Origin of the sequence: Streptococcus mitis (assembly GCF_047463435.1) — a bacterium.
Lineage (GTDB): Bacteria > Bacillota > Bacilli > Lactobacillales > Streptococcaceae > Streptococcus > Streptococcus mitis_DS.
Genome location: NZ_JASHDW010000002.1, coordinates 25,345 through 39,401 on the forward strand (window position 1 = coordinate 25,345; position 14,057 = coordinate 39,401).

A 14,057-nucleotide genomic window follows, 5' to 3' on the forward strand; every position below is an offset into this window, starting at 1 on the left:
GCACCCAAATAAGTTTATAATAGCATGATTATTGATAAAGGAGATTTTTATGGATTATAAACTTATTTCTACTTACTTAGATTATTGCAAGACTCATAAACGTTTGAGTTCACATACGATTCGAGCTTATAAAAATGATCTTATGCAATTTTATAACTCAAACTATGATAATGTCGAATCCTATATAGAACAGTTGACACGATCTAACATAAAAACGAATACATTAAGAAGAAAAATTGCTTGTATGAAGGTGTTTTATAACTATCTAAAGTACCAGAACATAATTGAAGAGAATCCCTTCAATCAATTGCGTTTTCAATTTAGAACTGAAAAAATATTGCCTAAAACGATTCCGTATAATATTTTGAAAAATATTTTTTTATATTTAGAGCAGAGAGTAGTTATTTCTAAAACTGACTTTCAAAAACAAAAAGCAGAAAGAAATCTACTAATCATTTCTCTTTTACTTTCGACGGGTATCAGAATTTCTGAACTTTGTCACATTCATCTCAAAGATATTAATCTTTCCAATAAGACGCTCCATATTATAGGAAAGGGGAAGAAAGAACGTATCATATTTTTAGGAGATCAAACAACCTTTAATTTATTAGAAATATATATAAATAAAATAGGGAAGGAATCCAATGGTTTTCTATTTCCAGGGAAACATTCGCCAAAACCATTGTCAGAGCAAAGTGTACGTTTAATTTTAAAGAGAATCGTTGAACAAAATAACTTATCTAGAAATATTACACCACATATGTTTAGACATAGCTTTGCAACAATGCTTCTGGATAATGATGTAGATATTCGATATATTCAACAAATTCTTGGACATAGTTCTATATCGATCACACAAATCTATACTCACGTATCTCATTCAAAGCAAAAAGAAATACTTAGTTCTTTTAATCCCGTATCAGTAATTCATTCTGAAATCGAGTAAGAGAACTTTCCAAAGCCTACAGTTTAGTTCATCTAAAATTAATTTTTGTAGTTCGACTTTAGTTAATAGATTTTATGCTCAACAAAAGCAAAAAACATACAAAACTCCACTTTGAATCAGTATTTATACTAGATTCCGTATTAAGAACTCCATAACTGTTTTTCTAAAATATAACTTTCAAATATCCTTAAATATAGATGAGGAAAAACTCAATCTCAGAAGAAAATGGAGTAAATCTTCCTACAAGAAAACGCATAGTATCAAGTTTCAACACCTAATACTATGCGTTTTTCTGATTTTAAAGACTTTTTTATCCTAAATAGACTATATTTTAAAATTCGTGATCTAACCACCATTTCGATTAGTTAAATCTTTCAATCTTTCTTCTCCAGATTTAAGCATCTCCTTCTCTATTTGACTCCACTCTCCAAACAGTAAGTCTTGAAGAATATCTGCTGCTGAAGTCTTATCTTGTTCTGAATCATATACACAACTTCTATCTCGTTGATAAATTTGAATTCTTTCAAAAATAGCTAGTTTTTCCAATTGCCGTGTATTATCAACTAGATGATTTACAATGAAATCATGATGTTCTTTTGGAGTTGCGCGTGCTTGATTTGGATTGATAGCGTACAGTTCCTCGTATCGGATAAGAGTGCTCAGATAGGACAGCTTAGGCTTTGTCGCAATCAAGGCTAATTGTACTTCATATCCCTTACTTTTCAAGAGTTGTGCTGTTTCCTTTGGAACGTCAATCGTTCGTAAAGTTCCCTCTATCAAAAGATTGTATCCCAAATGACTCAATTCTGTTACTAAAGACTCTACCATTTTGCCTGCAAAATCTTTGGTGTATTCTACACTATCTTTGCCATATTCTTGCTGCAGTTTTATATAGTGTGGATGCTGAGAACGAAAACTATCGCCATCAATGATAATAATATTTCCTTGAAATTCTTTCTGTTTAATACGATGAATTGTAGTCTTACCAGCACCACTTTGCCCTCCAAGCAAAATCGCTATAGGTTGCTTACTGGACTTTTTTCCTCTTGTCAGTGAACGAAGATTCCGTGCTAGAGCATGTTTGAATTCACTATCAGTATAATCTTGGATTTCCATTAGGCTACCATCCGTTTTTCAGATATCTCTAACATACGTTCAATTCCATCCAAATAACCGCTATATCTCTCTATTTCATCAAAAGTTCCTACTAAATAGATATTCGTATGAATCAAGTCAGATAGATCATCACTCATTAAAATCCAAGGGTTAGATTCATCATCAATGCAAATTCCCTGACTATCTTGATAACGATAGAGTCGAGATAGTAGATTAGCGCCTCTTTCTTTCACAATTTCAATTTTTAAAGTCAATTCATAATCTTCAACAGGATTCAGCATTTTATCTTCTCCTACAATATCGACATAAGATACATTAAACTTCTGACAAATGATGTCTATTAATTCGGTAGAGACTGAACTCGTTCCATTTTCATAACGACTCAGACTATTTCGTGAAATACCTACAATCCGTGCAAATTCGGGTTGTGTTAAGTCATGTGTTTTACGTAAGGATTTTATATTCTTTCCAATCATGGCAAACTCCTTTATTTTTATAATTCCATTATAGCACAAAAAAGAATAACGCACCAAAATTGGTGCGTTATTCTTTTTTGTGCTATCTAAACTTTACTTCTATAAAAGCCACCTAAAAGGGAGCACAACACTTAGCAGTATAGAAATAAGTACATCTCTTTAATGAAATGTCGTTATTTTTATCTATCTTCCAGAAAATCTGGGTGAGTTAAATTACTATTATTGAGAAATGATTTAAATTGTTCTGGATCATTTCGATGTAAGACGCCTAATATTATTCTAGCATCATGCTTAAACTCGCATGTATTAATGGGATTGCGAGTTCTATCAAACCTATCTTCTCCATGAGAGTACTCATTATTTATACGTTGTATAAACGGAGCATTCTCACCTCCGAAATAATTAATAATTTTATTGTCATTGTTTGTTTTATAGTCAGGATATTTAAAGTACAAAAGAGTTTCAATAAACTTTCTGCCGTTATTTGGAAAATTATAAAAAACAGAAAAATTATTTTCGTCTTCATCTTCCGTCGCCACCCTGTATATTTGTTCAAACAGGAATACAAATTCTGTGACTTTATTTGACAAATAATTAGGCAAATTTTTTATATAACTTTTTGACGGGATATTTTCAGCTTCTTTTATCTTTTCTATTAAGTAATAATCTTTTTTATTAGAAAATCTATTTGTATATTTCAAGAAATCTAGATTATGAGTGGACAAGAAGTATTGTAAAAATTCTTTCTTTTCTAGAAGACAAAAAATTAGGTTGTAAATATAAAAAATGTTATTTTCATCGAGACTAGAGACAGGGTCATCAATAAATAAGATTGTTTTTGACTTTTCTTCTGTCGACAAACTTTCTAATCTTGTAATATAATAAGCAAAGGCTATTAATGATTTTTCTCCTTCACTTAGATTATATGCTCTTTCTTCATTTCGAGAAACTTCGAAATATATACCTTCCTCATCATCGACTGATTTTAGGGACATCTCTGAATGTGCTAAAGAATTTTGAAGTATCATATTTATACGTTTTACTGCTTCAGATTCTGACTTTAAACTACCTTCAAGTTCACTAATATCTTTCTCAAATTTTTCTTTTTCTTCGTTTAATATTTTCTGCTCCAAATTTATTTTTTCCATATCCTCTTGGAGTTGGTCAACTTCTTGAGATAGTTTAGTGAACTCAGGTACAGGGAACTCTTTTACAATATAATATCTTCGAAGAAAATCTAAACTTTTAGTTTTCCTATCCTCAAATTGTTCTATCTGTTTAATAGTGTCATCATATAGTGAGTTAATCTCAACTTGAATTTCGGAAAAATCAATCCAATTTAAATCATTAATTTCAATTTTAGAAAAAATGTCTCTTTGTTTTTCTGAAATTTTTGATTCTAGTATTTCTAGAACTCTTTTTCTATTATCAGTATTATTTTCAATCTCTTTGTTTATATTTTGAATGTCAGATACAGAATCTTTAAAATAATCTTCCTTATTAATATTTGGAATAGCATCTAATTTTTGGATTTCTGATTTTATCCTATTATTTTGCAGCACTAATTGGTTTTCCAGAGATCTTAACTCATCAGAAAAAGCCAACTTTAGATTTTTAATGAGGTCACTATCAATGCTATTACCACAAAATACACATTTTTCTGGATTATCTCCATGGATATCAACACCATGCTTAATCCAATTTATTTTATCTGGACTATCTTTATATTCATCTAAAATATTACTTACTGAGACAACTTTAGATAAAAGTTTCTTCGTATTTTCTAAAAATAATGTGAAATTAAAATTTTTATCAAAACTAACTAAATCAATTTTTTGTGGTTTATTTATGTTTTTTTCGAGAACTCGTATTTTGGCTTGTTCAACATTCTTTTCTAACTCAGCTACAGCCTTCTCATCATCTTGTGATGGTAAAATAGGAAAATGAGCTGAATGTTTTTCAAACTCCTCCTTTATATCTCGTATATCATATTTATTACCAACTACGACCGAGGGATTCTTTAAATTCTTGATTTTTGAAGCAGTTGTTCTCAGTTTTGAATCTAAACTATCTTTACTGATTTTAGTCTTTTGTTGTTTTTTAGTTATATCCGATTTAATCTGTGATAATTTTTCATTTCTAGGTTTTAGTTTGTTCAATCGTATATCTTCGATTTTTTTCAAGGTTTCATTAGTATCACTACCTATTGAAATTTGGAAACTATTTAATTTATTGTCGTTGTGAAGATAAATATTATCGTCAATAAATCGCTGATTAAAAACTTTGCAATCTATTGGTAACTCGCTACCTATTTCGTTTGACTTAATAATCCTATGATTAGCTAGTTTGACTTCAAAATCTATCTTTTCATACTTTTCTGGAAGTTGCTTAAGTTCAATACTTTGAAAAATTTTCGAATAAGTACTTTTTCCGGAATAGTTTCTACCGTAAAAAATATTAATTCTTCTATCATTAAAATCATTACCGATACCTGATTGACTATGCTGTTTGTAGTTTTTATAGCAACCAAAATCTTTGATATCAATTTTTTTAATCTCTAAATCTGACATAGTTTATACCTCTTTTTCATTATATCATATAGACATAGCATAAAACAGGATGGGATGCGTACTCAAATTACTTTATAAATGAGAATCATTCCAATCGATCTTTGAATTGTGTTGATGAAGCAACTTCTTTCAACTCCGTAAAATAAGATTTTTAAGCCTAATCTATCACATGAAATACTCCAAAACTTAGTCTTAATTTGTCAGTCTAACTTATTCCGATCGGAAAACTAAATAACGAAAAAGCGAGTCAGGCGGACTGACTCGCTACTATTAACCCTGATAACTGAACTGATAACTGAACTGATAACTGAACTGCTAGCTATCAACTTGGCTAAGAGTAATTTCTTTCTTTTGAGGTCGCTTGTTTCAAAATACTATACATTAAAATACTCTTGTTTAATTTTTGTAAGCAGATTGTTAGCAACCGAAGTTACACCAACATGCATCAGTTCAGGATCAGAATAATCTAGATTACGAGCATAGCCTTCTGCAACAGTCTGAGCAATACGCTCATCCAATTTATAATTAGAGGCTTTTAATAGTGCTTGAAATAATTCTGAACTATATAGTTTAATATTATTTTCCAATGATACTACTGCCATTTTTGTAACTCCTCTCCTGTTTTTGATTGATAAACCTTCTCTATTTTCATTATATCACAAAAAGATTGGTTGTGAATGGATAATTGTTTAAAAGAATAGGGTTTTCTAAATTCAGCAAGCATTTCTTCTTTTGTAATTTCATTCTGACGAAAACGAGCTAAAGCTTGGGTTGGATTGTCATCAGTCTGAACACCATAGATAAAATCAAAATGGTGTTGTAATTTATCTGGATTTTCCCGATTTTGAACGACAAATTCCGCAAAATCTAAATCTGACTCTGACTTTTTATGTTTTGCAAAATAGTGACAATGATAGTCCGGGTTCTTAAAAATTTCTACAAAATTTGAAATACGAAATTCTACTATAATTCCTACTTCTTCTTCTGAGTCAAAAATATTATTATTAGAGGTGCTTCGATTTAAAACTTCAACTTGCTTGTTAATAAATTTTCTAGCTTGTTCAAAGTCAGGCGTAATATAGAAACCAGGTCCAAAATCTAGCTCACTCCCTAAATTAAATTGAACATCGATTCCTTTTTTTAAGGATTCTAAATGTCGTAACAATGTCGCATGAAACCACTGCGTCTGACCTAGTTGCTTTTCCTGCTTGGTACTCAACTCCAAAATATTTACTTCCTTCTCTAGTCTATACTAAAAGTATAACACAAGACTTTATTCAAGTAAAAGAAAATTTTATAAAACGATTCACTTCCTTCCATCTTTCCTAAATCTCTCTAAATTCTTCTCCAATTGTTCCTTATGAAGTTGATTCTTAGCTTCCTTTAATGTGTCGTCCAAAGTTTCTTCTCTGTAAGTTGATTCTGTTTTTAGTTGTTCTGATCCTTGATCTGGAGTGAAAATGATATCTAGCAGTCGGTCTATTTTTTCAAGATCTTGGACAGACATATCAGATAGTCTATGAATTAGCTTCTTAAATACATCACTATTGTCTTGGTTTTTCTTAAAAAGTTTTGTAAACATCTATAACCTCTCAAAAAAAGCAGCCTATTAGGACTGCTTAGTGTAATTCCGAAATCGCATCATAAATGGACTGCAATTTCTTATTGTCTTTATTCTTTGTGTCAATCAGCGTATGTAGCTCTTCAATTTTCTTTTGGCTGCTTTGAATATCGCTATTGTTATCTGCAATCAGTCTTTTAAGATGTTGCTGATAACTTGTAGTGATATCTGTCTCTTTTCCTGTTCTAACCTCTGTAACTTTGGGTTTAGAACTAGGATTTGATTCTGTCACAGGTGTTTGTTTTCGCTTTTGAAAAGCTGCTTCATAATTTACATCATTACCTCCTTGATGATTTCCAAATAAGGCCGCAATTTTATCTGGATCTTCTTGATTTTCTGATTTACTTTCTAATGGTTGATTAAAATTCCAATCTTTTGTCATTCACTCATTTCATCCTTTCTAAATTCAGAATCATCGAATTGTCTTTCTTTACCAAAGGCATGGTCAAGAGCTTCTTCAAAACTCATCTGACTAATGCTTTGACGCCTTTTGAACGTCGCAAACATAGCTGTCTCCAGTTGCTCTTGGTAAGCAGCTAGTTTTTCTGTCTCTCTTGCTACCTTGTTTTCTTGCCTAGTGACCTTTTCTTCTAAGCGTTCAATAATGGTCATATACTATCCTCCTTCATTCTAATATTAGCTAAAACATCTTGATTTTGTTATCACAATTCTAAACATTGAGAGGTTTGTCTTACTGGTGGATTTCCAAATGTCTCTTTTACAGTCTCAAGCTTAAATTGAAAATCTGATTTCTTTTCTCGAAGAATATCGTTCCAGTCTCTTTTTTCTTTCCCAGATTCATTATCAGGTAAATCCAGTAAAACAGGAAATCCTGATCTAGATAACTTATCAGAAAAATCTTTACCTGCATCATCACAATCTACTGCCAGGGTCAATAAATCAGGATGATTATTAAAATAGCTGGTGGTATCACGAATTGTATTGATCAAAGGCAATAATTTTGAAGGTATTACTGTATCTAAAAATTCCAACTTCTGATTTTCTTCAGCTATCAGTCGTAAAGTTTGATAAGCAACAACGGACCTTTTTAATCCCTCCATAGATACCAAACGAACATCAGATAGACTTTGTTGATGCAGTTCGTAATAGCTCATCAAGTCGATAAACGATTCACAAAAGACCAGTCTATTTGGTTTACCAATGTCAAAGGATATTCCAACATGTCCATGGCTTCCTTTTAGAATCGTTTTTAACCTCTCTCTAGGAAGAGAGTGATTCTTATATATCCCTTGGAGACTTGCTGCCTGCAGCTTGTGACGATGATCAAAGCTTTTAAAAACGATAACAGGTTCAACTGTTTCATTTGTTTTCCAACTGGCTTGTGCTATCAAACCTTGTTGAATCATCTTTTGTACGATTTCTTCTGAAATTCCTCTACATTCTGTTAAGTAATGTCTGGCCAGACTGCAGTTAGAATCTTCTATTCTCTTTAAAGGATAATAAAATGGTCTCTCTCTATTTTCTTGAACAGCTTCTTTTTGAAAAGGTTCTTTAGAAAGAAAGGCTAGAGCTTCTTTAAAGGAAATTCCCTGAACAAGTCGAACAAAATCAATGACATCACCTTGAATATCTCTTGAAAACCATTTAAAAGTATTGGTAGTTGAAAAAATCCGAAATGAATCGTGTTCAGGATGTTCATAGACACTGCTCGAAACTTGTTTAAAGGAGATACCTAAACGATTGGCTACATCAAGAATTGAAATTTGCTTACATTCTTCTATTTCCATGCAATATCATCATTTTGTTGTAGTATTTGGCAGTGATGGAACAGATGAGGATTCTTCCAAAGTTTTGGGAGTGGCCTTATCCAAATCATCTAACCCAGATTTCCAAACCTGCACTTGATTGACCAATAACTTACCTGGTAGTTTCGAATAAGACAACTTAACCGTTCTGGTTTCTGTCTGATTGGTCTTTGATTGGTTGGCATTCTTTAAATCGGATACATAGGTTACATTATAAGACACCATGGCAATAGCTTGATTCGTAGTCTGATTGACAAAGATATCTGCTTTTTCAAAATGATAATCCAAAATATAGTCCTTATACACTTGGTTCATAGCATCCTTTTGACTTGACAATTCTTGAGAATAAGCCGATTCAGTCATATAAGGTTGAATACGTGTATTATTTTCTCCGAGCTTTTCTTTCGTATAGTACTGAGTCAAAAATTCTTTTACAGTATCTGATGACAAAATGCTGGCTTTATCTTCTGCTTGTTTGTCCTCTACAAGTTTAGCTGCAGCCAATTCGATTTCTTTGCGACTTTGTTTAGCAGTAGAATGTTGACCAGCAGTATATCCCATCATGAGAATAAAGCTAGTTGCAGCTACTGCTCCAACACTAATTAAGGCTTTAGTTTTGACTTTATTTAACATCTTAGACCTTCTTTCTATAAAAACTAGGTCAAGAATAACAAAAAGAACTTGTAAGTTTTATCACACCACAACGAAAGGTGATTCCTACATTTCAGGCGCAAAATCGTACAGTTCAGAGAAAAATATCAAAACCAGCTGTCTTCAGTTTATAATACAAATATGAACAAATTAAAAGAAGAAAATTTGAGAAGAGCTCTTTCTCATATTGAACGACATAAACAAGCCATAAATACAAGTAATAATAGTGATGATAATGATTTTCATAAATTATTACTCCAATTTAGCTATGAAGTATATGAAAGAATCAAGGCTAATAAAAAACCTTATCCGAATTTAGATTCAGATAAAGTCTTTTAACTACCTAAAAAGTTCACATTTTTTCCTTATTCATGGAGTTAATGAAACGCCAACTGAATCCTAGAACCAACATCAGATTGATGAAAAGGTACACAGCCGTAAAACTAGTTAAACCATGTTGTCTGATATCATCAAAATATAAACTAGGTTCAGTAAAGAACAAATAAATTCCATAGACCTCTACAAAAATAAGAAAACTGATAAAACCAATCAGGAAAAGTCCACTGGCAATAAGAAAGAGTCTCCATAAAAGAATGATTAAAGCCTCTGTATTCATAACTCCAAATGTTATATGAAATTCAGTCATTTATAAGCAAAAATAATGTTCATCATGCGTTTATCTGCCAACAAATAAAGGAGACATGCCAGCAAGGTAACCAGCCATATGGCATATACAGAAACTGTTAAAACAGTGAATTCCTCCAGGATGATTAGTAGTAAATTTGCCAGATAATACCGCCCAACAACCGTTGTTAAAGCAAACAAACCTGCAAATGACAATAAAAAGGCAAGTGGTAGGGCAAGGATAAGTTCCTTCCGATATTTTCCTAAGAAGAGGACAATAATACCAGCAGACAGTGTATAAGCAAAAGCAATTGCTCCATAAACAAGTCCCCAAGATAACATTGCAAGACTAGAGAAAGCAAAATCACCATCCATTAACTCTAGGACCAGCATAGCCAAAAAAGTGAATTCACTAACTAGTAGATTAATCAACAAAGCAAGTATAAACTTCGCTTGGAGTAATTGTTTCAAATTGACAGGAATCAGTCTGAGATTTGAAATCGTTTTAGACACTTGTTCTATTCTTATCAAATCCACTAAAATCAGGCTCGCAAAAGGGAGGAGAAAATAGTAATTCAAAAAGAAGAAACCATTTTCTACATACCAGCCATTCACACTACCGTACGAATGCCCTTGATAAATCTGATGACCAATCATAAACTCTAACAAAAAGAGCAAGATGGCTACAAAGGGAATCATATACAGTATCTTTCGCCTTCTTAGTTTAGTCAATTCTAGCATCAACATTTATTCATCCACCTTTCTTAACCAAGATTTAATGGACAAGAAAGACAAAACAAGTAAAGATAAACCTAGTACAACAATCGATAAGATAGCTGGCTGTTGAAGCACCACTCCTTCTCTGTTTCCTTCCCAGATTAAACTGTTAGCACTTGTTACTGGACTGATATTTGGACTCGTCCTTGCTAAAAAAAATGACACTAAAACAAACATGACACCGACCAAATTCCCAACTATCTCCTTGCCTCTGACTTTTATCATGACCAAAGCAACTAAAGGAAATACTCCCATGGGAATTAAGATACCACTACTCATACAAAGATAGAAGAATCTTAATAATAAAGACAAACTGACTGTCGAAGAAAAGCGTGATAGTATTGCGAATAAGGAAACCGAAATATAGGTGAATAACATGATACACAGAGCGTTGATTTCTATATACAAAATCTTAGCCCAGAATGTCTTCATTAGATTTGCTGAAGCGAGTTTCAAGTTGTTCATGATGCGATAGCGATATTCTACACCAAATACCTGTATTGTATAGGAAACACAATACAAAGGGAGAATCAAAAAGTTTAAATAAGACAAAGAAAATTTATAGACAAAGGGAAAGGAGTCAAACAAGCCTCTCGCATCATTTACATAATAAAAGATGAGAGCTAGGTAGAGGGAAACAACACCATATACGACAAAATTCAGTTTTTGATGCCTTTGTTTGAGAAATTCAATCTTCACTAAATCAAGCAATTCCCTCACCTCCTGTTATCCGCTTAAAGTAATCCTCTAAACTTTCATTGTTTTTATAAGAATATTCTTTTAGAACTATTCCGTTGTCTTTTAAGGAGTTAGATACGACCGCAATGTCAAAAGTAGGTGATTCTCCCTGAAGTTCAAGTTCTATATCCGAAAGAATACTAATCTGTTCTTGCAGATTTATCCTGCAAAGCACTTCCTTAGCTTGAGAAGCATCCGAAACAATTAGGTGGATTTTCCTTTTCTCTGCACCATCTATTAATTCCTGCATAGTCTTTTCAGCCATAAGGTGGGTATCATGCAGTATCCCAACTCTATCTACAAGCTTTTCAAGTTCTGAAATAATGTGACTGGATATTAAAATCGAAATGCCATGATTGGTACTGAGTTTCTTTAGATAACGGCGCATTTCAAGGATACCAATAGGATCCAAACCATTTGTTGGTTCATCTAATATCAGAATTTTCGGCTGGTGCATGATAGCATTAGCAATTGCCAACCGTTGCTTCATTCCCAGAGAATACTGCTTGAATAGTTTTTTATTTTCCCCATCTAATCCTACTACTTGTAACGCTTGTTCTACTTGTTTTAGCGAGATTCCTCTCAATCTTGCAAAAATAGAGAGATTTTCAGGTCCCGTTAAATTAGGATAAAAAGAAGCACTGTCCAATACCACACCGATTTGAGATAGCAAGTTCTTAGAAAATTCCCCCGACAGTTTTTCAGATAGAATCTCCACTTCACCACTATCCATCGCTGTCAAACCTAAAATAGCCTTGATAAATGTTGTCTTTCCAGCACCATTTCTTCCTAGTAAGCCATAAATTTCTCCCTGTCTTAATGTAAAATCTATCCTATCTAAGACAATTTTCCCATCATAGGATTTTGATAAATTAAATGTCTGTATTACTGGATTTCTCATTTTAATTCTCCTCTTTCGAGTCCCAGATATATTGTGATTGATTTACAGGTTCCCTGAAAAAAGAAACCGCTTTCAAATAATCCTAAAAAGGACATATCAAAATGATTTTACGAAGCTTTACTAAAATACTCATATTAACCACCTTTTTCTTATCTTTACACTTGTAAGTGTACTACTTTAAATATTCTTTGTCAACAAAAATTATTCTTTTTTTCATCTTTTTTTTATTTTATTTCTTTATGACTATTTTTGTTTTAGAAAGTTGAAAAATAGAGATTAAAAGTATATAATTAATCGTAAATTTATTTAAAGAAGGTTTAAAGATGAGCATATTATCTGATAAACTAAAAGCCAAGAGAAAAGAAAAAGGATTCTCACAAAAAACACTTTCCGAAGGAATTTGTGAGCAAAGCCAAATCAGCAAAATAGAACGTGGTAACTATATGCCTGCTGCTGATTTACTCTATAAACTTGCAAATCGGCTTCAAGTTCCCTTAGATTATTTTTTCGATGAACAGATTGAAATGACTTCCAATATAGCACCGTTTAAGAAATTAGCAGAAAAATTACTTGAAGATCGTAATTACGAGGCTTTAGAATACCTCTTAAACTTAGAAAAAGAAAAGTCTCAGTATCTATCTACTGAGGATGAATTTTATCTTCTATGGATTCAAGCGATTATCCTTTTCTACTTACATAGTTCCAAAGATGAAGCTATCGCCAATCTAGAAAACGCTTTGCCAAAGCTTTCGGTCAGCTCATCTGTGTATCTTAAACTTCTCAATACTTTATCTAATTTTTATTTTTCTGTAGGACGTGATGCAGAATATGAAGAAAATAACTCACTTCTTATCAGTTTGTATCAGGAAAAAGATTTAAATCACCAAGAGTATTTATTTGGTTATATTCGAGTTAAACATAATTTTGCCTATTATTTACACTCTAAAGGTAAGGAGTTAGAAGCTGTCCAAGAAGCCTTAGAAACCATTGATTTTTGTAAACAAAAAGAGACCAGCTATCAGCTAGCACCTCTTTTAACTATCGTTGCAAATGCCGGAAAAGGTTTTTTAAAGCACGATGAAATTCTTGCCTATTATTTACAGGCTCGTGATATTTGTAAAATATACGAGCACAAGCTCTTGATGGCTAAAATTGACCATTTTTTGAAAGATAAGGATAGGTGACTTCAATCGTAATAAGTTATAATTACCAATTAATTAGAAACATAAAAGTGGAGAGAAACTAATGTCGTTTTCTCCACTTTTGTTAATATCCCCTCTTCCACTTGTATCCTGCCCAGCATGCTAAAGCAAGTAAAACTAAATTAAAGATGATAAAGAAAGTCGTAAAACCAAATAATCCATTTTGAGCTAAATCTGCCGTGTAAAGTTCAGTTTCTGTAAAGAGAAGATAAATTCCATAGACCTCCACGAAAATAAGGAAACTGACAAAACCAATCAGGAAAAGTCCACTGGCAATAAGAAAGAGTCTCCATAAAAGAATGAGAATTCCTCCTACTGCTAAAAAAATTACTGGGATAAGGAGTAAATCATTCATGACTTTCTCCTTTCTAGTCAATCAATTGACGATAATGAGTGGCAAGAGAGGAATCAAACTCTTCTAATTTTTGAACTAAGTCCAAATACTCCTCTTTTTCATGTTCTTCAAAGTCCACACCTCGATGATTCTGAAGAGCGATTTCCAATTGACTAGTGAGTTCTCGTATAGAAAAGCTGTAATCGCCTGTCGCTTCCTCATAATGTTCCTTTAGCTCCTTGTAGGCTTGGTATTCTTCAGGTGTTTGAAATCCCTGTACCAAAGCCTCTTCTAATTGATAATAGGTATCTTCCATCATAATCGTTACCTCGTTT

The 14,057-nt window shown here is 32.4% G+C and carries 19 protein-coding genes; 3 read left to right on the forward strand and 16 right to left on the reverse strand.

Annotation, left to right across the window (positions count from 1 at the left end):
* Window positions 1-49 precede the first annotated feature (49 nt).
* Complete coding sequence (locus tag QM843_RS01415; protein WP_033685074.1) at window positions 50-946, forward strand: tyrosine-type recombinase/integrase; 897 nt, start codon at window positions 50-52, stop codon at window positions 944-946.
* Between the two features lie 345 nt (window positions 947-1,291).
* Here the strand turns inward: QM843_RS01415 and pezT are convergent, their stop codons facing one another.
* From pezT to QM843_RS01465, 10 genes are all read right to left on the reverse strand, one after another.
* Window positions 1,292-2,062: a type II toxin-antitoxin system toxin PezT gene (pezT, locus tag QM843_RS01420; protein ID WP_033685075.1), complete on the reverse strand. Its 771-nt coding sequence runs from the start codon at window positions 2,060-2,062 to the stop codon at window positions 1,292-1,294.
* Window positions 2,062-2,538: a type II toxin-antitoxin system antitoxin PezA gene (gene pezA / locus QM843_RS01425; protein WP_033685077.1), complete on the reverse strand. Its 477-nt coding sequence runs from the start codon at window positions 2,536-2,538 to the stop codon at window positions 2,062-2,064. Before pezA ends, pezT begins: the two co-directional genes overlap by 1 nt.
* A 179-nt stretch (window positions 2,539-2,717) precedes the next feature.
* Window positions 2,718-5,108 (reverse strand): AAA family ATPase, encoded by a 2,391-nt coding sequence (locus tag QM843_RS01430; RefSeq protein WP_033685078.1) that lies wholly within the window; start codon window positions 5,106-5,108, stop codon window positions 2,718-2,720.
* 374 nt (window positions 5,109-5,482) lie between these two features.
* Window positions 5,483-5,710 carry a hypothetical protein gene (locus tag QM843_RS01435; protein ID WP_033685079.1) on the reverse strand — a complete coding sequence of 76 codons (228 nt, stop codon included), beginning with the start codon at window positions 5,708-5,710 and terminating at the stop codon, window positions 5,483-5,485.
* Window positions 5,701-6,333 (reverse strand): DUF3990 domain-containing protein, encoded by a 633-nt coding sequence (locus QM843_RS01440; protein WP_033685080.1) that lies wholly within the window; start codon window positions 6,331-6,333, stop codon window positions 5,701-5,703. The genes QM843_RS01435 and QM843_RS01440 overlap by 10 nt, the downstream gene beginning before the upstream one ends.
* An 81-nt stretch (window positions 6,334-6,414) precedes the next feature.
* A complete protein-coding gene (locus tag QM843_RS01445) occupies window positions 6,415-6,690 on the reverse strand; it encodes a hypothetical protein (RefSeq protein ID WP_033685081.1) in 276 nt (91 codons plus the stop codon).
* Between the two features lie 37 nt (window positions 6,691-6,727).
* Complete coding sequence (locus QM843_RS01450; protein WP_033685082.1) at window positions 6,728-7,111, reverse strand: DUF5945 family protein; 384 nt, start codon at window positions 7,109-7,111, stop codon at window positions 6,728-6,730.
* Window positions 7,108-7,341 carry a DUF5965 family protein gene (locus QM843_RS01455; protein ID WP_033685083.1) on the reverse strand — a complete coding sequence of 78 codons (234 nt, stop codon included), beginning with the start codon at window positions 7,339-7,341 and terminating at the stop codon, window positions 7,108-7,110. The genes QM843_RS01450 and QM843_RS01455 overlap by 4 nt, the downstream gene beginning before the upstream one ends.
* Before the next feature lie 50 nt (window positions 7,342-7,391).
* Window positions 7,392-8,477: a toprim domain-containing protein gene (locus QM843_RS01460; protein ID WP_033685084.1), complete on the reverse strand. Its 1,086-nt coding sequence runs from the start codon at window positions 8,475-8,477 to the stop codon at window positions 7,392-7,394.
* Between the two features lie 9 nt (window positions 8,478-8,486).
* Entirely contained in the window at window positions 8,487-9,128 is a 642-nt protein-coding gene (locus QM843_RS01465) for a peptidylprolyl isomerase (RefSeq protein ID WP_414304705.1), read from the reverse strand.
* A 159-nt stretch (window positions 9,129-9,287) separates the two neighbouring features.
* Here QM843_RS01465 and QM843_RS01470 point away from each other — a divergent pair, with 159 nt between their 5' ends.
* Window positions 9,288-9,485, forward strand: coding sequence for a hypothetical protein (locus QM843_RS01470; RefSeq protein ID WP_044727586.1), 198 nt, complete (start codon window positions 9,288-9,290; stop codon window positions 9,483-9,485).
* Window positions 9,486-9,498: 13 nt separating this feature from the next.
* Here the strand turns inward: QM843_RS01470 and QM843_RS01475 are convergent, their stop codons facing one another.
* The 4 genes from QM843_RS01475 to QM843_RS01490 are packed head-to-tail and all read right to left on the reverse strand — an operon-like array spanning window position 9,499 to window position 12,186.
* Window positions 9,499-9,792: a DUF5966 family protein gene (locus QM843_RS01475; protein WP_414304704.1), complete on the reverse strand. Its 294-nt coding sequence runs from the start codon at window positions 9,790-9,792 to the stop codon at window positions 9,499-9,501.
* The gene (locus QM843_RS01480; protein WP_414328294.1) at window positions 9,789-10,517 is read right to left on the reverse strand and encodes an ABC transporter permease; all 729 of its coding nucleotides are present in this window, start codon (window positions 10,515-10,517) and stop codon (window positions 9,789-9,791) included. The genes QM843_RS01475 and QM843_RS01480 overlap by 4 nt, the downstream gene beginning before the upstream one ends.
* Window positions 10,518-11,267 carry an ABC transporter permease gene (locus tag QM843_RS01485; protein ID WP_414304703.1) on the reverse strand — a complete coding sequence of 250 codons (750 nt, stop codon included), beginning with the start codon at window positions 11,265-11,267 and terminating at the stop codon, window positions 10,518-10,520.
* Window positions 11,251-12,186, reverse strand: a complete 936-nt coding sequence (locus QM843_RS01490) for an ABC transporter ATP-binding protein (RefSeq protein WP_414304702.1) — start codon at window positions 12,184-12,186, stop codon at window positions 11,251-11,253. Before QM843_RS01490 ends, QM843_RS01485 begins: the two co-directional genes overlap by 17 nt.
* Window positions 12,187-12,509: 323 nt before the next feature.
* On the opposite strand from QM843_RS01490, the gene QM843_RS01495 reads away from it, so the two are divergent.
* Window positions 12,510-13,370, forward strand: coding sequence for a helix-turn-helix domain-containing protein (locus QM843_RS01495; RefSeq protein ID WP_414304701.1), 861 nt, complete (start codon window positions 12,510-12,512; stop codon window positions 13,368-13,370).
* Between the two features lie 82 nt (window positions 13,371-13,452).
* Here the strand turns inward: QM843_RS01495 and QM843_RS01500 are convergent, their stop codons facing one another.
* Both QM843_RS01500 and QM843_RS01505 read right to left on the reverse strand, forming a co-directional pair.
* Window positions 13,453-13,743: a DUF5966 family protein gene (locus QM843_RS01500; protein ID WP_000998897.1), complete on the reverse strand. Its 291-nt coding sequence runs from the start codon at window positions 13,741-13,743 to the stop codon at window positions 13,453-13,455.
* A 13-nt stretch (window positions 13,744-13,756) separates the two neighbouring features.
* Window positions 13,757-14,041: a DUF5962 family protein gene (locus QM843_RS01505; protein WP_414304700.1), complete on the reverse strand. Its 285-nt coding sequence runs from the start codon at window positions 14,039-14,041 to the stop codon at window positions 13,757-13,759.
* Between the last annotated feature and the right edge of the window lie 16 nt (window positions 14,042-14,057).